General features: G+C 51.9%; 23 protein-coding genes. All 23 read left to right on the top strand.

Annotated elements, in window-relative coordinates; all coding sequences use genetic code 11:
- Window positions 1–11 precede the first annotated feature (11 nt).
- Window positions 12–215: a stage III sporulation protein AC gene (gene spoIIIAC / locus ABE504_RS07605; RefSeq protein ID WP_126141299.1), complete on the top strand. Its 204-nt coding sequence runs from the start codon at window positions 12–14 to the stop codon at window positions 213–215.
- A 9-nt stretch (window positions 216–224) separates the two neighbouring features.
- Window positions 225–614, top strand: coding sequence for a stage III sporulation protein AD (gene spoIIIAD / locus ABE504_RS07600; RefSeq protein WP_126141212.1), 390 nt, complete (start codon window positions 225–227; stop codon window positions 612–614).
- 24 nt (window positions 615–638) lie between these two features.
- Entirely contained in the window at window positions 639–1,838 is a 1,200-nt protein-coding gene (spoIIIAE, locus tag ABE504_RS07595) for a stage III sporulation protein AE (protein WP_430086613.1), read from the top strand.
- 13 nt (window positions 1,839–1,851) lie between these two features.
- Window positions 1,852–2,583, top strand: coding sequence for a stage III sporulation protein AF (gene spoIIIAF, locus ABE504_RS07590; protein ID WP_430086610.1), 732 nt, complete (start codon window positions 1,852–1,854; stop codon window positions 2,581–2,583).
- A gap of 4 nt (window positions 2,584–2,587) precedes the next feature.
- Window positions 2,588–3,223, top strand: a complete 636-nt coding sequence (gene spoIIIAG / locus ABE504_RS07585; RefSeq protein WP_430086608.1) for a stage III sporulation protein AG — start codon at window positions 2,588–2,590, stop codon at window positions 3,221–3,223.
- A 41-nt stretch (window positions 3,224–3,264) separates the two neighbouring features.
- A complete protein-coding gene (locus ABE504_RS07580) occupies window positions 3,265–4,011 on the top strand; it encodes a SpoIIIAH-like family protein (RefSeq protein ID WP_430086605.1) in 747 nt (248 codons plus the stop codon).
- 156 nt (window positions 4,012–4,167) lie between these two features.
- On the top strand, window positions 4,168–4,668 hold the full coding sequence (gene accB, locus ABE504_RS07575; protein WP_430086602.1) for an acetyl-CoA carboxylase biotin carboxyl carrier protein: 501 nt from the start codon (window positions 4,168–4,170) through the stop codon (window positions 4,666–4,668).
- Window positions 4,669–4,679: 11 nt separating this feature from the next.
- A complete protein-coding gene (gene accC, locus ABE504_RS07570) occupies window positions 4,680–6,035 on the top strand; it encodes an acetyl-CoA carboxylase biotin carboxylase subunit (RefSeq protein WP_126141206.1) in 1,356 nt (451 codons plus the stop codon).
- A 105-nt stretch (window positions 6,036–6,140) separates the two neighbouring features.
- Window positions 6,141–6,554 carry an Asp23/Gls24 family envelope stress response protein gene (locus ABE504_RS07565; RefSeq protein ID WP_430086599.1) on the top strand — a complete coding sequence of 138 codons (414 nt, stop codon included), beginning with the start codon at window positions 6,141–6,143 and terminating at the stop codon, window positions 6,552–6,554.
- Window positions 6,555–6,635: 81 nt separating this feature from the next.
- Window positions 6,636–7,196 (top strand): alkaline shock response membrane anchor protein AmaP, encoded by a 561-nt coding sequence (amaP, locus tag ABE504_RS07560; protein WP_430086596.1) that lies wholly within the window; start codon window positions 6,636–6,638, stop codon window positions 7,194–7,196.
- 15 nt (window positions 7,197–7,211) lie between these two features.
- On the top strand, window positions 7,212–7,439 hold the full coding sequence (locus tag ABE504_RS07555; protein WP_430086593.1) for a DUF2273 domain-containing protein: 228 nt from the start codon (window positions 7,212–7,214) through the stop codon (window positions 7,437–7,439).
- An 87-nt stretch (window positions 7,440–7,526) separates the two neighbouring features.
- Window positions 7,527–7,988, top strand: coding sequence for a transcription antitermination factor NusB (gene nusB, locus ABE504_RS07550; protein WP_430086590.1), 462 nt, complete (start codon window positions 7,527–7,529; stop codon window positions 7,986–7,988).
- A gap of 68 nt (window positions 7,989–8,056) precedes the next feature.
- A complete protein-coding gene (gene folD / locus ABE504_RS07545; protein ID WP_430086587.1) occupies window positions 8,057–8,923 on the top strand; it encodes a bifunctional methylenetetrahydrofolate dehydrogenase/methenyltetrahydrofolate cyclohydrolase FolD in 867 nt (288 codons plus the stop codon).
- Window positions 8,924–8,930: 7 nt separating this feature from the next.
- Window positions 8,931–10,298, top strand: a complete 1,368-nt coding sequence (xseA, locus tag ABE504_RS07540; protein WP_430086585.1) for an exodeoxyribonuclease VII large subunit — start codon at window positions 8,931–8,933, stop codon at window positions 10,296–10,298.
- Entirely contained in the window at window positions 10,288–10,539 is a 252-nt protein-coding gene (xseB, locus tag ABE504_RS07535; RefSeq protein ID WP_430086582.1) for an exodeoxyribonuclease VII small subunit, read from the top strand. The genes xseA and xseB overlap by 11 nt, the downstream gene beginning before the upstream one ends.
- Window positions 10,540–10,541: 2 nt before the next feature.
- Window positions 10,542–11,450: a polyprenyl synthetase family protein gene (locus tag ABE504_RS07530; RefSeq protein ID WP_430086579.1), complete on the top strand. Its 909-nt coding sequence runs from the start codon at window positions 10,542–10,544 to the stop codon at window positions 11,448–11,450.
- A gap of 117 nt (window positions 11,451–11,567) precedes the next feature.
- The gene (gene dxs / locus ABE504_RS07525) at window positions 11,568–13,454 is read left to right on the top strand and encodes a 1-deoxy-D-xylulose-5-phosphate synthase (RefSeq protein WP_430086576.1); all 1,887 of its coding nucleotides are present in this window, start codon (window positions 11,568–11,570) and stop codon (window positions 13,452–13,454) included.
- Window positions 13,455–13,491: 37 nt separating this feature from the next.
- Window positions 13,492–14,322 carry a TlyA family RNA methyltransferase gene (locus tag ABE504_RS07520; RefSeq protein ID WP_430086573.1) on the top strand — a complete coding sequence of 277 codons (831 nt, stop codon included), beginning with the start codon at window positions 13,492–13,494 and terminating at the stop codon, window positions 14,320–14,322.
- Window positions 14,323–14,426: 104 nt separating this feature from the next.
- Window positions 14,427–14,879 (top strand): hypothetical protein, encoded by a 453-nt coding sequence (locus ABE504_RS07515; protein ID WP_430086569.1) that lies wholly within the window; start codon window positions 14,427–14,429, stop codon window positions 14,877–14,879.
- A gap of 1 nt (window position 14,880) precedes the next feature.
- Window positions 14,881–15,330 carry a transcriptional regulator AhrC/ArgR gene (gene ahrC, locus ABE504_RS07510; protein ID WP_430086566.1) on the top strand — a complete coding sequence of 150 codons (450 nt, stop codon included), beginning with the start codon at window positions 14,881–14,883 and terminating at the stop codon, window positions 15,328–15,330.
- 250 nt (window positions 15,331–15,580) lie between these two features.
- Window positions 15,581–17,308, top strand: coding sequence for a DNA repair protein RecN (gene recN / locus ABE504_RS07505; protein WP_430086563.1), 1,728 nt, complete (start codon window positions 15,581–15,583; stop codon window positions 17,306–17,308).
- Window positions 17,309–17,426: 118 nt separating this feature from the next.
- Complete coding sequence (gene spoIVB, locus ABE504_RS07500) at window positions 17,427–18,767, top strand: SpoIVB peptidase (RefSeq protein WP_430086560.1); 1,341 nt, start codon at window positions 17,427–17,429, stop codon at window positions 18,765–18,767.
- Window positions 18,768–18,999: 232 nt separating this feature from the next.
- Window positions 19,000–19,806: a sporulation transcription factor Spo0A gene (spo0A, locus tag ABE504_RS07495; protein WP_430086557.1), complete on the top strand. Its 807-nt coding sequence runs from the start codon at window positions 19,000–19,002 to the stop codon at window positions 19,804–19,806.
- The last annotated feature ends 142 nt before the right edge of the window (window positions 19,807–19,948 follow it).

Here is a 19,948-nt window from a genome sequence, read left to right as displayed (position 1 = left end):
AGGTGCCAGGAATGAACATTGACGTGAACGCCATCTTTCAGATTGCCGGCATCGGCATCATCATCGCGATGATCCACACGGTGCTGAAGCAGATGGGCAAAGAGGATATGGCCCATTGGGTCACGGTCATCGGCTTCGTTGTCGTCCTCTTCATGGTCGTCAGCATGCTGGATAATTTATTTAAGGAAATCAAAACCATTTTCCTATTCCAATGAGGTAGCCTGATGGAAATCATCCAAATCGTAGGACTAGGACTTCTCGTTACGATTCTAACCCTGATCATCAAAGAACAAAAGCCGATGTTCGCCTTTCTGCTCGCGGCTTTTACGGGAATCGCCATCTTCTTGTTCCTGATCGGCAAAATCTCCGCCGTCATCGGCGTGCTGGAGGATTTAGCTGTCAAGTCCAACGTCAACATGGTGTTTCTTAAAACAATTCTGAAAATTATCGGTGTCGCCTATATTGCCGAATTCGGCGCCCAAATCGTCCGGGACGCAGGGCAGGAATCGATCGCTTCCAAAATTGAGCTGTCCGGCAAGGTGCTCATTATGGTGATGGCGATTCCGATTATTACCGTCATTATCGAGACGGTGGTCAAACTGCTACCCGCCTAAAGAAGGACCTGAGGAGTGACAAGCATGCATCCATCCTATTCGCACCAGCAGCTGAACAACCGTTGGGTCTTGATCCTCATCCTGATGATCGGCGCATGGCTGGGCCTTGCAACCGGCTCATCCGCCGAAACGCCGACCGATGCGATGATCAAGGAGCAGGTCAATCATTTGAATACGGAACCTGTCGAGCAGTATTGGAACAAGCTCATGCAGGAATACGGGGGTTATTTTCCCGAGAGCAAGACGCCGAGCTTCATGGAGATCCTCCTTGGCACGAAGGGCATCAACATGAAAAGCATTTTTAAAGGGCTGCTCAGCTATGTATTTCACGAAATTCTGATCAATGGCAAGCTGCTCGCAACCATCGTGATCCTGACGGTGTTCAGCATGATTCTGGAGACGCTGCAAAGCTCCTTTGAACGCAATTCGGTGAGCAAGCTCGGTTACGCGATTACCTATATGGTACTTATCATCATCGCCATCAACTCCTTCAGTGTCGCCATTGGGTATGCGAAAACAGCCATCTCCTCCATGATCCAATTCATGATCGCGATTATGCCGCTGATGCTGACCTTGCTGGCCTCTATGGGGAATGTGACTTCACTCGCGATCCTGCATCCGCTCATTGTGTTCATGATTCACACAGTAGGCACGGCAATCTACGCATTCGTCTTCCCGCTGCTGTTCTTCTCCGCCGTCTTGCACATTGTCAGCTCGCTCAGCGACAAGTACAAGGTGACACAGCTGGCGAATCTCCTGCGAACGGTAAGTCTCGGCTTGCTGGGGGTGTTCGTCACCGTCTTTCTCGGTGTCATCTCCATTCAAGGCACGGCAGGCGCGGTTAGGGACGGGGTGGCGATTCGGACGGCAAAATATATCACCGGCAACTTTGTTCCCGTAGTCGGGCGATTGTTCTCGGATGCGACGGAGACCGTTATCGGCGCTTCCTTATTGGTGAAAAATGCGATAGGCCTCGTCGGCGTCGTCATTCTTGTCATCTTGTGTGCATTCCCGGCGATCAAAATTTTAACGCTCGCCTTTATCTACAACTTATCGGCTGCCTTGATGCAGCCGCTCGGCGACAGCCCGATCATCTCCTGCTTGCAAACGATTGGCCGAAGCTTGATTTACGTATTCGCCGCACTCGCCGCCGTCAGTCTGATGTTCTTTCTCGCACTGACGATCATGATTACGATCAGCAACGTATCCGTCATGATGCGGTGAAAGGAGGCCTCGTATGGATTGGTTAGCCGGATGGCTGAAAACGGTCATCATGGTCATTATGCTCGCCACGTTCGTCGACTTGCTGCTGCCGAGCAATACGATGCAGCGCTACGTCAAAACCGTGCTCAGCCTGTTCATTCTGCTGACGCTGCTGTCGCCCGTACTCCAGTTGTTCCAGAAGGATTGGAGCCTGGATCGTCTGATTGGGCAGGCGGAGAACGAGCAAAATGCACGCGCAGCGCTTGCGCAAGGGATCGGCGGTTCGGCTTCTATGCCGGCACTGAACGTGATTCAGCAAGATGCGCAGAAGCTGCAAAGTGCGGAGCAGAAGCAAACGCAGCTCCTTGTCCAGACTCAGCTCGCAAGCGCAATGAAGGAGCAGTTACAGAAAGAGACGACGCGCCATATCAAGGATGTCGCCGTGCAAGTTCAGATCGACAATAACGGGAAGCCCGCCATTCAGATGGTGAAGGTAACCCTTGATGATATAGAAGCTGGGAAGAATACGGCACCGGGAGACCGGAGCATTGCCTCAGTTGAGCCGGTCAAGCCGGTAGAGCCGATTCGCATCGACCGTGATTCCCCGACTGGCGTCAAGCCAGCGGCGGCTCCGGACGAGGGAACTCCGCAGTTGTCAGAGGATGAACTGGCGAAGCTTCAGGGCGTACTGGCGCGGAACTGGCTCGTGAATAAAGAGCAAATGGACTTTCAACTCGAAGTGCCGAAAGGATGGATCGCGAGGTGAATCGATGGGAACATTGCTGCAATGGATGGAGCAAAAATTCGGCGGAGGACCGGGTGGACCGAAACGCAAAAACACGCTGCTTTGGGTGGTGCTGATTGGTCTGACAGGCGCTGCGCTGATGATTCTAAATACGTTTATGACCGTCAAAGATGTTGATCCCATCAATACGGGGCGCGCTTCTCCTTCCAGCCAGGAAACGTTTGCCGGCAGCGGGAGTAAAGAAAATTCGAACTTTCACGAGTACGAACAAGCTTACGAGAATCAGCTCAAAAATATTTTGCAAAAAATCGTGGGCGTCGGTGAAGTGGAAGTGCTCGTCACCATTGAATCTACCGAGGAGATGACCGTCGACAAAAACTACAACGACAGCCAGCAAATGACGACGGAAAAAGACAATGCCGGGGCGACCCGCAATATTTCCCAAGTTACACGAAGCGGCGAAGTGGTGATCTACCAGGTGTCTGGGGATCAGAAACCGCTAGTGCTCAAATACATCAAACCGAAAATTCGCGGTGTCATCGTCGTCGCCAAGGGTGCAGAAAACTTAACCGTGAAAAAAATGATTACCGAAGCGGTCGAGCGCGGACTTGACGTGCAGGCCAGCCGGATATCGATTTTACCTCGCAAAACAGGGGAATAAAGAAACGAAAAACAAGCAACCATTCTAAGGAGGAATTGAAAATGAACGCAAAAAGACAAACGATTTGGCTCGTATCGATGCTCAGCTTGATGGTAGTGCTCTCGGCATACTACTTGTTCACCGAAGACGTCAACAAACTCGATTTGGCAACGACGGAGCAAACAAGCGGTTCCCAGGCGGTTACGATTGATATGAGTCAAGTCGATCCGGTGACAGGCGCAACAACAGATGTAAAAGCAGCAACTGGCACAGATGCGAAAACTGATACAAAAGCAACAGCTCCACAAACTTCGACAAAAACGGATACGAAGGCAACAACAACGCAATCCTCTACGCAAACTTCGACAAAGACGGACGGAAAAACAACATCCTCGAATACGACCAAAACGGATGATCAAGTGCTGAAGCAAATGGAAGAGCAAGCGAAAACGACGTCCGCCAGCGACTACTTTACAAACGAGCAAATGAAGCAAAACGACTACTTTACAAAAGCCTCCACAGATCTTATGAACATCATCGTCGACGCCAAAAAATCGCCGCAAGACGTAGCGAAAGCAACCAACGACTTGACCGCCCTGAGCGATTTGCAAGATAAAATTGAAAACCTGCAAGACGTACTGATTCAAGACTATCCGCAAGCGGTGATCAGCCAAGACGGCAGTAAATGGAAAGTCACCGTGCAAGCGGATAAACTGGAAAAAAGCCAAGGCGTGACGATCGTCGATCTGGTTGTGAAAGAGCTTGGCACAACACCGGACAACGTCAAAATTCAATACGTGCGTCCATAAGCCAATAGCGAAACCCAAGCCGCTTGGAAACGCAGTGGAAAGGGTCCGGACAAACTGGACTCTTTCCATTTCTTGCGTTTATAGGTATAATACATACGTTGCGGCTATGAAAACGCATTTTTTAATGGTTCACCAACGTCTAAAGGAGTGACATGAATGTTTAAACTGAGTGAAATCAAAGAGTTAATCAAACTCGTCGATCAATCCTCTTTACAAGAACTTGAAATTGAAAATGAAGGTGCACGCCTTTCCATTCGTAAACCGAATAAATCCGAGCCTATTTATGTAACCGCTCCGGCTGCGCATCAAGGCTTCGCGCCGATTCCGCAAGCGAGCATCGCCAGCGCGGCTCCAGCTGCTCTGGAAGCGGGCACAGCTGCGCCTGCTGTAGGACAAGCTAAGCAAGAAGACCCGTCTTTACATAAGATTGTTTCCCCAATGGTCGGCACATTCTACGCGTCGGCTTCTCCGGGAGCGGCGCCATTCGTGAATGTCGGCTCCAAAGTGAATGACAAGCAAATCGTGTGCATCGTGGAAGCGATGAAGCTCATGAATGAAATCGAAGCGGAAGTGCGCGGCGAAATCGTCGAAGTGCTCGTCGAGAACGGACAGCTTGTAGAATACGGACAACCATTATTCCTGGTTCGGCCAGAATAGAGGGCAAATCCATGACATTTCATAAAATTCTTATCGCGAACCGCGGTGAAATCGCTGTTCGGATTATACGCGCTTGCCGCGAGTTGGGCATTGAATCCGTTGCGGTCTACTCGGAAGCGGATCGTGAAGCATTGCATGTGCGTCTGGCGGATGAAGCTTACTGCATCGGGCCAACGGCGTCCAAGGATAGCTACTTGAACTTTACGAATCTGATGAGCGTTGCGACCTTGACGGAATGCGACGCGATTCATCCCGGCTACGGCTTCCTGGCGGAAAACGCGGATTTCGCGGAAATTTGCGAGAGCTGCAACATTACGTTCATCGGACCGTCGCCCGACGCGATTTCCCGTATGGGTGACAAAGCGGTCGCGAAGCAGACGATGAAAGACGCGCGCGTGCCGATTATCCCTGGCTCCGACGGCTTGGTGGAGAATGTCGAGGATGCGGTTACGATCGCCCGCGATATTGGCTACCCGATCATTATCAAAGCGACGGCTGGCGGCGGCGGCAAAGGAATCCGGATCGCGGAGAACGAGGAAACGCTCGTTCAGCAGATTACAGCTGCCCAGCAAGAGGCGCAGAACGCATTCGGCAACGCCGGCATTTACCTGGAAAAATATTTGACGGGCATGAAGCACGTCGAAATTCAAATTTTGGCCGATAAGCACGGCAATGTCGTGCATCTCGGCGAGCGTGATTGCTCGGTGCAACGCCGCAGACAGAAGCTGGTTGAGGAAGCGCCTTGTCCGATTCTGACGGAAGAGACGCGCAAGGCGATGGGCGAAGCTGCGGTACGCGCGGCGAAAGCCGTGAATTATTCCGGCGCCGGTACGTTGGAGTTCCTGCTCGGGCCGGACGGCAAGTTCTACTTCATGGAAATGAACACGCGCATCCAGGTCGAGCATCCGGTAACGGAAATGATCACCGGCATCGACATCATTCAGGAGATGATTCGCGTCGCCGAAGGGCATCCGCTTTCCTTTACACAAGAGGACGTGAAAATTAACGGCTGGGCGATCGAATGCCGCGTCAATGCGGAAGATCCGAGCCGCAATTTCATGCCGTCTGCAGGACAAGTGAAATTTTATTTGCCGCCGGGCGGCTTCGGCGTTCGCGTCGACAGCGGCGTATACCCGGGCTACACGATTCCGCCGCACTATGATTCCATGGTGGCCAAGCTGATCGTGTGGGGCAGCACGCGGGACGAGGCGATTCAGCGCATGAAGCGCGCGCTGACCGAGTTTGCGGTTGACGGCGTCAATACGACGATCCCGTTCCACTTGAAGCTGCTCGAACATCCGAAGTTCATTAAAGGGGACCACGATATTAAGTTCCTTGAAGAACACAATGTGAACGTTTCGGAATAGTGACAACCATTTGTCATAATTTTGCCAAAATGCTATACTAATGAATTAAGGTAGCTTTTCCAAATACTTAATCATAAGCTTGAATAAATCTTAGGAGGTGCCACAATGAGCACAATCGCTCCGGATTACGTCAGAACAGATATGGGCAGCATCCAGATTGCCCCCGAGGTTATCGAAATCATTGCCGGCTTGGCAACAGTGGAAGTGCCGGGCGTTGCGGGAATGAGCGGTGGATTGGCTGGAGGCATTGCTGAGTTGCTTGGGCGCAAGAATTTGTCCAAAGGCGTAAAGGTAGATGTTGGTCAACGTGAGGCTGCCATCGACGTTTCCATCATTGTTGAGTATGGAAATCGGATTCCTGAGGTTGCAAGCGATATTCAAAATAACGTGAAGACAGCGATTGAATCGATGACAGGTTTGAGTGTTGTTGAAGTCAACGTTCATATTCACGATGTACATTTCAAACAGGCGGATAAGCCGATGGAAGAAGAAGTGACTCCTGCCGGCCGTGTGAAGTAGGCAGAAGCCGCAAGCCATAAGGACCATGGAAACCCCCTACAGGTTGCAGGGGGTTTCCTAACTTGGAAGGGGACAACGTTCGTGGGTAAAATTGTGGACAGGCTCTTGCTGTTAATTTTCAGCCTCATTATTTTCGTTGCAGCGATCTTCGTATTGGTGACAGCGTCCAGCTGGATCCCTCTTGAACAGGCAAGTCAGACGCTTCACAACTTTTACTATGACAAAAGTTATGCGTATGCGGCGATTATCGTCAGCGTGATCGTGCTGCTGATTGCGGTGCGTTTCATTATTTTGACCCTTCGTCCTGGACGCGCGCAAGTGCCTTCCATCGACCAAAGAACTGACTTCGGGGATATTCGCATCTCGATTGAAACGGTCGAGAATTTGTCGCTTAAAGCGGCGGGACGCACCAAAGGGACCAGAGATTTGCGCGCGCGCGTACGGGTGAACCAAGCCGGTCTGGAAATTACGATCAGAACCATCGTCGACGGCGAAAGCTCGATTCCGGAGTTGACGGAAGAAATGCAGGGGACAGTGAAAAGCTACATCGAAGAGATCACGGGCATTCCTGTATCTGCCGTAACCGTATTCGTAGCCAACATCGTGCAGTCCGCACCTACGTTTAAAAGCCGAGTCGAATAGAGGTGAATCCACAAGATGTGGAATGAGCTGTGGGAATTCCATAGGGGTAAAGTGATCGGCGTCGCAGCAGGTATTTTCTTCGGATTCATCTATTTATTTTTTGGCTTCTGGGATATGTTGATTTTCGGTTTTATTGTGGGCATCGGTTTTTATATCGGCTACAAATTGGATCGGAAAGAAAGTTTTTTCATGTTGGAAGACATTTGGCGCTATCTCACCCAAAAATGGAGAATGTTTCGCTAAAATCCCTGGTTCATCCATGGATTTTTTTGTTTGGATTGGTTTCAATTTGACGTATACTAGGAGAAAGAGTCTTTTAGGAGGAACAGAATGAAGCGCAGAGTGGCACGTGAACTGGCAGTACAGAGCTTATACCAAATTCAAATGAATGAAGCTTCGGCCGAAGATGCGGTACGCATCTCGATTTACGAGGCTGAGCACGATAATGAGGCTGGGCTGGATCTAGCCGGGACGAAGATAGAACCCGTGTATGTGATGGAACTGGTGGAAGGCACCTTCCGTAATAAAGTGATTATTGATGAAATTTTGGAAGAATATTTAAAAGGTTGGGCGATGGACAGGCTGTCCCGCATTGATCGGGAAGTGCTGCGTCTTGCTGCGTATGAAATGCTGTATCGCGACGATGTTCCTCCTAAAGTTGTCGTCAATGAAGCCATCGAGATCGCCAAGCATTACGGCATTGACGATTCGGGCAAGTTCGTTAACGGTGTGCTGGGTAAAATGATTAAAGAAGTCGAGACGCTGAAAGGCAAAGTGCTTCGCACGCAGTAATCCAAGCGTTTATGCTGTCATTCATCCTGTAATTATTATAAATTAATCCGGTCTAGGGGGAGAAACACATGTCAGCGCAAGTGATCAACGGGAAAGAATTAGTAGGTTCCATTCGTGAAGAAATCAAAGCGGATGCCGCTGCCTTAGCGGCGAAGGGCAATCAGCCTGGGCTCGTCGTGATTATTGTTGGAGAAGATCCCGCTTCGCAAGTGTACGTGCGCAACAAAGCCAAATCCTGCGATGAAGTAGGCATCTATTCGGAAGTTCACGCGCTGCCGGCATCGACAACGCAGGATGAGCTGATCCAGTTGATTCATGGTTTTAACCGCAACGATAAAATTCATGGCATCCTCGTGCAGTCTCCACTGCCGAAGCACATCGATGAAGAAGCGGTCGTCGATGAAATCGACCCGGCCAAAGATGTGGATTGCTTCCACCCGGTTAACGTGGGGAACCTGATGATTGGCAAAGACGGCATGAAGCCTTGCACACCTCATGGTGTCATCGAGATTTTGAAGCGGACAGGCGTGCAAATTGCCGGCAAACACGCTGTTGTCGTAGGCCGCAGCAATATCGTCGGCAAGCCGATGGCAATGCTGCTGCTGCGCGAGCACGCAACGGTGACCGTTGTGCACTCCCGCACGCCGAATATGGAAGAGATTACGAAGCAAGCGGATATTCTCGTTGTCGCAGTCGGCAAAGCGCACCTGATCGGCGCGAACCATGTGAAGCCGGGGGCTGTCGTCATTGACGTCGGCATGAACCGTCCGGAGAACGGCAAGTTGACCGGTGATGTTGACTTTGAAGCGGTGAAAGAAGTCGCAAGTGCCATTACACCTGTACCGGGCTGCGTCGGTCCGATGACGATCACGATGCTGCTGCGCAACACGGTTGATGCGGCTGCGCGCAAAGCCGGCGTCAGCGTGAACGTATAATCGGCCCATGGCGAGGAACGAAGCGAAGGTTTTCTCCGTCAAGGAGGTCAACCGCTATATTAAGCTGCTCTTGGAAGGCGACTTTCGCCTGCAGGACGTCTGGGTGCGCGGTGAAATATCCAATTTCACGCATCACTCCAGCGGGCATATGTATTTTACGCTGAAAGACGCGGATGGACGGCTCAAGAGCATCATGTTCGCGTCTCACAATCAACGCCTCGGCTTTATCCCGAAGGAAGGCACGAAGGTGCTGGCGCGTGGCAATATTTCCGTCTACGAACGAGATGGCGCGTACCAGTTCTACGTGACGTCGATGCAGCCTGACGGCATCGGCAGCCTTTATTTAGCCTATGAGCAATTGAAAAAGAAACTGGAAGGCGAAGGTCTCTTCGCTGCCGAGAGCAAGAAGCCGATCCCGCGTTTTCCGCGGGCGATCGGCGTCATTACGTCTCCGACGGGCGCAGCTGTGCGGGATATTATCATCACGCTGCAGCGGCGCTTCCCTGCGGTGCCGATTCTGCTGTACCCTGTCCTCGTACAGGGCACAGGAGCGGCGCCTTCGATCGTCAAGGCGATCGAAGCGATGAACCGCCTCGGTGAAGCCGACGTGCTCATCGTGGGCCGCGGCGGCGGCTCCCTTGAGGAGCTCTGGGCGTTCAACGAGGAAGCCGTGGCCCGGGCGATCGGCGCTTCCGCGATCCCCGTCATCTCGGCCGTCGGCCACGAGACGGACTTCACGATCGCGGACTTCGTCGCCGATCTGCGGGCGCCGACGCCGACGGCGGCGGCGGAGCTCGCGGTGCCGCACCACCTCGAGCTGAAGCAGCAGCTGTCGCAGCTCGCGCAACGCTCGCACTACGGGCTGCTCCAGCAGCTGCGCCGTAAGCAGGAACGGCTCGCGCGCGCACAGCGCTCACCGTTCCTGACGAACCCGCGCAGGCAGCTGCTGCAGCAGCCTGCGGAGCGCCTGGACCGGCTGGCGGAGCAGCTCGGTTACCGGATGCGGCAGCGCCTCGCGGAGCTGGCGCAGCGGCGGCTTAGGCTGGAGCGCAGACTCGAAAGCCGAAGCCCGGCCGAGCAGGCCGTGCATGCGCGCCAGCGGCTGGGCACCGCCAGCCGCCAGATGCACACGGCCATGCAGACGCTCCTGCGCGCGAAGAAGCAGGAGTGGCACAGCCGCGTCCGTCATCTGGACGCGCTGAGCCCGCTGAAGATTATGCAGCGGGGCTACAGTTTGGCCTATGACGAGGGAGAGACGGAACTCGTCAGATCGGTCAAACAGGTGAAGATCGGGGATCGTCTCACCCTTCGGTTGAAGGATGGACGCGTGCATGTTCAAGTAGCGGGGATGGAGGAGAACAAGGATGTCGAATAAAGAAACCGAAGAAAGCTTTGAAACGGCCATCGAGCAGCTGGAGCGCATCGTTGCCCAGCTCGAGAGCGGCGACGTGCCGCTGGAGAAAGCGATTGAGCTGTATCAGGAAGGTGTTCGGCTGTCCCACCTATGCGGTGTGAAGCTGGAGCAAGTCGAGAAGAAAATTGAGATGCTGGTGGAAGGGGAAGCTGGCGTAACGCGCAAGCCTTTCCAAGCGGTCTTGGAAGATAAGGGGAATTAAGCTTGAATAAAACGACGTCCGACATTCATACATATATCTCATCCCATGCTGAACAGATTGAAGCGGAGCTGCTGCTCGCCTTGCCGGCGGAGTGGCAGGTGCCTGTCTCTTTACGGGAAGCCATGAACTATTCCTTGATGGCCGGCGGGAAGCGGCTGAGACCGATTCTCGTGCTGGCTGCCGCTGAAGCGCTCGGCGGCTCCCAGGCTGCGGCGCTGCCGGTCGCCTTGGCGATTGAGATGGTGCACACGTATTCGTTGGTGCATGACGATCTACCGGCGATGGACAATGACGACTATCGCCGAGGGAAGCTGACGAATCACAAGGTGTACGGTGAGGCGATGGCGATTCTTGCGGGAGATGCGCTGCTGACACATGCGTTCCACAGCGTCGCGCAAGCGCACAAGGTGCATGGCGCACCGGCCGAGCGGGTACTGGCGATTACCGAGGAGCTGGCGAGTTATGCGGGAGCGAGAGGAATGGTCGGCGGCCAGGCGGCGGATATGCTGGGTGAGCAAGGCATCACGAGCCTGGAGGAACTAACGTTTATTCATCGGCACAAAACGAGCGATCTGATGGTGTTTTCGCTTCGCGCTGGTGGTCATATTGCGGGCGCGACGCCGGAGCAGCTTGCCGCGTTAACGGCATTCGGCGACGCGTTAGGTCTCGCTTTTCAAATTCAGGACGATATCCTGGATATTATCGGTGACGAGTCGAAGCTCGGCAAGCCGGTGAAGAGTGACGAGAAACAGCAGAAAGTGACGTACCCGTTCTTTATCGGTATGGAAGCTTCGGAGAATATGGTCCGCAGCTTGACCGCGCAAGCGAAGAACGCACTGCAGGAAGCGAAGCTGCCGAATGCGGAACGCTTGCTTCAACTCGCGGATTATCTCATGAAACGCGACCATTAAAGCTAGGGGAGAATCACAAATTGTCCTGGTTACAGCACGATTTTATACGTAATAGCAATTTTATGATATAATGGTGAAATCTTAGCATTTTCACGAGGAGAAAGTGAGGAAACAAGCGTGCTGCTCGAACAAATCAATCGGCCTGAGGACTTGAAGCGGTTATCGATGTCGGAGCTGGAGACGTTGGCAGGTGAAATACGTCAATTTCTAATTGAAAAGCTTTCCGTCACAGGTGGCCATCTGGCTCCTAACTTAGGCGTGGTTGAGCTTACGATCGCTTTACACACTCTGTTCCACAGCCCGTATGATAAACTGATTTTTGACGTGGGCCATCAGGCGTACGTGCATAAAATTTTAACCGGCCGCAGAGACAAATTCGACACCTTGCGGAAGTACAAGGGACTTTGCGGGTTCGTCAAACGCTCCGAGAGCGAGCATGACGTATGGGAAGCCGGACACAGCTCGACTTCGCTGTCCGCAGCGATGGGGATGGCAATGGCCCGGGATCTGAAAGGCGAGCACAACAAAGTCGTAGCCATCATTGGCGACGGCGCGATTACCGGCGGTATGGCGCTGGAAGCGATGAACCATATCGGCCATGAGAAGAAAAATATTATTGTCATTCTGAATGACAACGAGATGTCGATTGCGCCCAACGTCGGGGCGATTCATAATTATTTGAGCAAAATCCGCTCGGATCGTCACTATTTGAAAGCGAAAGAAGAAGTCGAACATTTACTGAAGAAAATACCTGCCATCGGCGACACGCTGGCCAAAACCGCGGAGAAGCTGAAGGACAGTCTCAAATATTTTGTATTGAACGGCGTATGGTTTGAAGAGCTCGGCTTTACGTACATCGGCCCGGTTGACGGACATAATTTGCCGGTGCTGATGGACACTTTGAAGCAAGCGGAGAAAATTAACGGCCCAGTACTTGTGCATGTGGTAACGACCAAAGGCAAAGGCTACTCGCCTGCGGAGCAGGACTCTCACACCTGGCATGGCCTCGGACCGTATAAAATCGAATCCGGCCAAGTGCTCAAGAGCGCAGGGCCGCCGATGTACACCGAAGTGTTCGGCAACACGCTGATCGAGCTTGGTGAAAAAGATTCTCGCATAATCGCGGTGACGCCAGCAATGCCGGGCGGTTCCGGCCTGATCAAGTTCGCGAAGCATTTCCCGAACCGGATGATTGATGTCGGCATTGCGGAGCAGCATGCGGCAACGCTGTGCGCGGGTATGGCGAGCGAGGGGCTCAAACCGGTATTCGCCGTTTACTCGACGTTCTTGCAGCGCGCATACGATCAAGTCGTGCACGACATCTGTCGTCCGAAGCTGAACGTAGCGTTCGCCATCGACCGTGCCGGCTTTGTCGGTCCTGACGGGGAGACGCATCAAGGGGTGTACGACATCGCTTTCTTGCGATCGCTGCCGAACATGGTGCTCATGATGCCGAAGGACGAGAAAGAGCTTCGCGATATGATGCAAACGGCGCTCGAATACAACGATGGGCCGATCGCTTACCGTTATCCGCGCATTAGTGGAACCGGCGTTTCCATCGAGGCGCCGCCGAAGGCGATTCCTATCGGCACCTGGGAAACGCTGCGCGAAGGCGGTCATGCCGCCGTGTTGGCTGTAGGCCCGATGGTGCAAATCGCGCTTGAAGCGGCTGAGCTGTTGGCCGAAGAAGGCATCCAGCTTCGCGTGGTCAATGCCCGTTTCATCAAGCCGCTTGACGAGTCGTTCTTGCAGCAGCTTGCTGCGGAGGAATTGCCGGTCATCACGATGGAGGAAGGTTCGATTCAAGGCGGCTTCGGCAGCGCGGTGATGGAATACTATGCCTTGCAGCGGAACTTCAACATGCATGTGACCGTCATGGGAATTCCGGATTACTTTGTCGAGCATGGCAGTGTGAAAGAACAACGCGAGGAAGTCGGCCTGACGGTAGAGCACCTTGTCGCTGAAGTCAAGTCATTAACGCCGCGCAAGCGTCAGCGCGTTTGACGTTTGCGGGCATTCGAATAGGAGTCTCGTAGCAGGTATGTCATCTGATAAAGAACGGTTGGACGTATTGCTCCTGGAGCAAGGCTATTTCGAAAGCAGAGAGAAAGCCAAGGCCGCCATTATGGCTGGCCTTGTTTTTGCAGACGAAGAGCCTGCGGATAAGCCCGGGATGAAAATAAGCCGCAAAGCGGCATTGAAAGTCAAAGGCGCGATCCACCCTTACGTCAGCCGAGGCGGACTGAAGCTGGAGAAAGCGCTCAAGCAGTTCGAAATTGACGTCACTGGGGCGGTCATGCTTGACATTGGGGCGTCGACAGGCGGCTTTACAGATTGTGCGCTGCAGCATGGCGCGTCGTTCGTCTACGCTGTCGATGTCGGCTACAATCAGCTCGACTGGTCCTTACGGAACGACGAGCGCGTTCGCGTCATGGAACGGACGAATTTCCGGTACACGACAGCGGAAGATCTCGGGGGTCCGCGGCCGAATTTTGCAAGCATCGACGTCTCTTTCATCTCGCTGCGCATTATTTTGCCGCCGCTGAAGGAGATTTTACAGCAGCAGGGACAGGTTGTGGCTCTGATTAAGCCGCAATTTGAGGCAGGTCGTGAAAAGGTAGGCAAATCGGGCGTCGTGCGCGATACGGACGTTCACATCGACGTGTTGACGACGGTGCTGTCGTTCGCGGAGGAGCTTGGCTTCCGTCTGAAAGACCTTACGTACTCGCCCATTACCGGCGGAGAAGGCAATATTGAATTTCTTGCATATTGGTCTGGCAATTCCGAAGAGGAGTCGCTCGCCGCAACAACCAACCTGAACGTCATCATTGCTGAGACTGTGAAGGAATCGCAGAAATTGCACGGCAAATAAACTCATCAAGGGGACTGCTTGTTTGGAGCGCCCGGAGATGAGTTTTTTCCGCATAAAAAGGATTTTCCATCCGCATCCTCGAATAGTTAAGCGAGGTGAGGGACGTGGAACAAGGCGATGTCAAAGTCATTTTGTTAATCCTTATCATTTTCGTTGGCTTTCTATTCTGGCGGTTCAATAAGTGGCTTAAGGGTCCGATGCCTAAGCGAGTTCGTGTGCGAAGCGATGCCGATGTGCCGCAGGATGACGTGGTTGAGCTGCTGGAAGGTGCAGGGTTCGATGTGCTTGCCGGGAAAACGAAAATTCCAATCACCATGACGATTAATGACCGTGACGTGCTGGAAAGCCGGTTGTTTATCGACTACTTCGCAGAAAAGGATGGGCAGCTCCTGCTCGTCAAAGTGGCGAGAGAGCGCAAACCGCTGGAAATGACAGGAAGCGGTGTGCGCGAGATGCTGCTGCCGTACAGCCTGATGTATCCGGAAGCCGAAGGCATCCTTTACGTGGATCTGGCTGTGCAAAAAATCAAAAAAATCACTTTTCACATAGAGGTGTAGGATGAAAGGTCAGAGGCATGTCAAAATCAGAGAAATCATTACGAATCATGAAATCGAGACGCAGGACGAGCTGGTCGAAGCGCTGCGCGACGCTGGCTTTCATGTGACGCAAGCGACGGTATCGCGCGACATAAAAGAGCTTCATCTCATCAAGGTGCCGCTCGATGACGGCAGATACAAGTACTCGATGCCGGCCGATTCCCGGTTCAATCCGATGCAGAGGCTGCGCCGGGCGCTTAGCGACCATTTTGTCTCGATTGATTATACGGATAATCTGGTCGTGATGAAATGCTTGCCGGGCACTGCGAACACGATTTGCGCCCTGCTTGACAGCTTGGAGTGGAGCGGTGTGATGGGAACGATTTGCGGGGACGACACGATCCTTGTAATCTGCCGCGGCAAAGAGAACAGCACAACCTTTATGCAAGAGATCATGTCTTTATTAGCGTAGCCGAAATATATTCCTCAAATCGGGAGGGCTTAGGCCCTCTCGAATGTCCCACATCGTCAACTTCGCGATGCCCCTCATGGTCGTACTTGGAGCGCCCTCGATTTCTTTCACTTCTAACCTGTTCTTTTCTCTCTCAGCCCACATGTAGCCCCATTTTATCGGAATTGTTCGCTTGACACCGAACCTGTGTTCGGTCATAATTTGAAGTAACTTTTGATACAACCATACATAATTGTTCCAGGAGGCGGGCATGCTAACAGAGTTATCCATTCGGAATTTAGCGGTCATTGAACATGTACATATTCGGTTTAAATCCGGCTTTCATGTGCTAACCGGGGAGACTGGCGCGGGAAAGTCAATTATCATTGATGCTTTGACGCTCGTAGCCGGAGGGAGAGGCTCTTCGGAATTGGTACGTTACGGTGCGGATAAGGCGGAGATTGAAGCGATGTTCGAGCTGCCTTCGGATCATCCGGTATGGGCGACGCTTAAAGAGCTTGGCATCGAAGGCGATCCGGGAGAGCATCTCGTTATTCGGCGAGAGATTACAGCGACAGGCAAAAGTTCTTCCCGCATCAACGGGCAGCTGGTCAATATGACGATGCTGCGCAAAACGGGGGAGTGGTTGGTCAACATCCACGGCCAGCATGAGCATCAGTCTTTGCTGCAAGTCGAAGAGCACATTCATTCGCTGGATGCTTTCGGAGATGAGGAAGTCGAAGCGGTCAAAGCCGCTTATGAGGCAAGCTATAATGCTTATATAAGGATTGAGAAGGAACTCCGCGATCTGCAGGAAACGAGCAAGCAGGCTTTGCAGATGCTGGACTTATACCGTTTTCAAATCGATGAAATCTCGAGCGCCAAGCTGAAAGTTGGCGAAGACGAAGCGCTGGCCGAGGAGAAACGCAAGCTGGCGAACGCCGAAAAGCTGTATCAAAGCTCGTCGGAGGCTTACGATTTTTTATATGCGACGAATCGGGCCTTGGATTCCGCCGGGAAAACCGTTTCCCGCCTCCAAGACATCGTACAGCTCGATCCAGCGAAGTTGTCCCCGCTTTTGGAGCAGGCGCAGACCGCCTACTATCAATTGGAGGATGCAGCTTTTCAATTAAGGGATTATCGCGATGAGATTGAGTTTAATCCCTCTAGGCTTGATTTTATCGAGCAGCGACTCGATTCGATCACGACGCTGAGACGAAAGTACGGGGAGAATATTCCGGAGATTTTGGCGTATTTAGAGAAGATTAAGGCGGAAGTCGATACGATTGAGAATAAAGACGAATATGTGCAAAAGCTGGAGCAGAAACTGGCCGCTGCGGGAGCGGAGCTTGCCGTTCATGCGCTTGATTTGTCCAAGCTGCGCAGACGAATTGCGGAGGATCTGGCTCGGCAGATCGAGCATGAGCTTCGGGATTTGCAGATGGAACGGACGCAGTTCCGCGTGCAAATCGATCAAACCCCGGACGAGCGAGGCATTGAAGTTGAAGGCGTTAAGGTACGCTTCAACCGTCAGGGCATCGATCAAGTCGAGTTCATGATGGCGCCGAACCCTGGAGAGCCGCTTCGCGGCTTAAGCAAAATCGCCTCGGGCGGGGAGTTGTCTCGGATTATGCTCGCGATGAAAGCCATTTTTGCCCGAATCGATCAGATTCCTGTCTTGGTGTTTGACGAAGTAGATACAGGAGTTAGCGGCCGCGCGGCGCAAGCCATTGCGGAGAAAATGGCTGTGCTTTCAGCAGCCTGCCAAGTGTTCTCCATCACGCATTTGCCTCAGGTGGCGAGCTTTGCTGACGTTCACTTTTATATTCGCAAGGAGATCGACCAGGAGCGCACGTATACGCGGGTTCAGGATTTGCCGGAGAGCGGGCGGATCGAAGAACTGGCCAGAATGCTCGGTGGGGTGGAAGTGACGGAAACTACGCTTCATCATGCGGGTGAAATGCTCACCATGGCAAAAAACAAGAAAGCAAGGACATGAAAGTATAGTTAGGTATCATTTTCAGTTATAAAACAGGGGGACTGGGGTTAACTTATAGGTACGCATTTGACGAGGATGTTCGTCAGGGCTCAAGGAATTGTGAGGGAGCGTGATCATAGTGCAGTCAGGCCAAAGAAAAAGATTGTTCGGACTCTTGCTCGTCTTTCTCGTATGTTTGGTCAGTTTGTCCCCACCTTTTCAAAGTTTTGCCTCCTTCCCCCAGGAACTTCGCTTATTCAGCGGTCAAGGTAAGCAGCTTCAGCTAGCGATGCCGGTCAGCGCCCAAGTCACGGTGAAAGATACGGATATCGTAAAGGTTAACGGCAGTGCCGAGCACTCATTTCAAGTTAATTTGAACGAGCCGATTTCGCTGCAATCCGACCGTTCCGGTCAAACCGAAATGAAACTCAAGTTATTCGGAGCTATTCCGATCAAAACGGTAAAAGTCAACGTCGTGCCGGACTTGAAAGTGATTCCCGGCGGTCAGACCATCGGCGTCAAGATTAAGTCCGCCGGCATTCTGGTCGTGGGCCATCACTTGGTCACTGTTGCCCCGGACCAAAAAGTTTCACCGGGGGAAGAAGCGAAAATTCAAGTCGGCGATATGATTATGAAAATCAACGGCAAGGATTCCAAGGACGTCAGCAAGGTCGCTGATCTGGTCGCCAAATCCGGCGAAAGCAAGACACCGCTTGAGTTGTTAATTTTGCGCAATAATCAAGAAATGAAAGTTAAGCTGCAGCCTGTCTACGATGTTGTGGACAAGTCCTATCGGCTTGGCCTCTATATCCGGGATTCCGCGGCCGGCGTTGGCACCCTGACTTTCTATGCACCCGATCAAGGTGTCTATGGTGCACTCGGGCATGTGATTACGGATATGGATACGCAGACACCTATTATTGTGGGAGATGGTGACATTGTCTATTCGAATGTGACGTCGATCTCCAAGAGCCATAACGGCGATCCCGGTGAAAAACATGCCACGCTTTATAAAGACAGCAAGGTAATTGGCAATATAGAGCGCAATACGGCATTCGGCATTTTCGGCAAAATGTACGGCGCTCCCGACCATAGTCTGGATAAGGAAGCGATTCCCGTCGCTTTTGCAGAGGAAGTCAAAGAAGGTCCTGCGCAAATCTATACCGTATTGGAAGGGCAAAAAGTGGAGAAATTCGATATTCAAATCGTGCATGTTTCGAAACAGGATGTTCCCGGTACGAAAGGTATGGTTATCAAAATTACTGACCCGCGGCTGCTTGAGAAAACGGGCGGAATCGTACAGGGCATGAGCGGAAGCCCGATTATTCAGAACGGCAAGCTGATCGGAGCAGTGACGCATGTCTTCGTTAACGATCCAACAAGCGGATATGGCTGCTTCATCGAGTGGATGCTTCAGGATTCCGGCATTATCCTTCGTCCTTCGGCAGAGGGTTCCTTCAAAGAATCAAAGGCGAGTTAAGCCTTTGATTCTTTTATACTTTCTTTAGCGGATTCTACATTCGTCAAGCGAGATTGCAGTGAATTTGTCGAATAATGTTGAATGAACTACAAATATATTATTATATAAGAATATTTAAGAAAAGAAAAGAAAAATAATATTCGACAGAAGGATTTTAAAACGAAGTGTCGAATACGTTACATAAGAGAGAAAAATAATCCAACAGGTTAGAATGCTAAAGGAGGATATTATTTTGCGGAAAATTCAAGTGCTGCTTGCGGATGATAATCGCGAATTCATCCATTTATTATCAGAGTTCATCGGTGAACAGGAGGACATGGAAATTGTCGGCGTTGCCTACAATGGCAACGAAGTGCTTCGTTTTCTCGAAGAACAGCGGGAGTTGCCGGATGTTCTCATTTTAGATATTATTATGCCGCATCTGGATGGACTCGGTGTACTGGAGAAAATGCGCGAGCTGAACCTGCCATTTCAGCCGAAAATCATTATGCTAACCGCATTTGGCCAAGAAAATATTACGCAAAAAGCTGTACAGCTTGGCGCATCTTATTACATACTGAAGCCTTTTGATATGGAAACGCTCACGAACCGCATTCGTCAATTGGCGGGTAACGCTTCGATGGCGATGTCTGCGCCTTCATCTTCTTCCGCACCGCGGGCAAACGTCGTGCAAATGCCGAAAGGCAAAAACCTTGACGCCAACATTACGACAATTATTCACGAAATCGGTGTGCCTGCGCACATTAAAGGATACCAATACTTGCGCGAAGCGATTACGATGGTGTATAACAACATCGAAATTTTGGGGGCAATCACGAAGACGCTCTATCCGGCCATCGCCGAAAAATACAAAACGACGCCTAGCCGCGTCGAACGCGCGATACGCCACGCGATTGAAGTCGCTTGGACGCGCGGCAACATCGACAGCATCTCGTTTATTTTCGGTTACACGATCAATATCTCGAAGTCGAAGCCGACAAATTCGGAGTTTATCGCCATGGTAGCGGATAAATTGCGGATTGAGCATAAGGTTTCTTGAAAGCGAGAAGACTAAAGGAATAGCAAGGGAGTTTCCTATCACACCCGATAAATCTATATGATTTATCGGGTTTTTGTGTTTTAACTCTAAGCCCCGCATGCAGCATACAAAGTTGAGGTTTTTTGAATAATTTTCCTAAGAA

It is taken from the genome of Paenibacillus oryzisoli (assembly GCF_050467285.1).
Lineage (GTDB): Bacteria > Bacillota > Bacilli > Paenibacillales > NBRC-103111 > Paenibacillus_E > Paenibacillus_E oryzisoli_A.
Note: the sequence above shows the minus strand (reverse complement) of the source record. Positions and strands in the feature narration are given on the sequence as shown.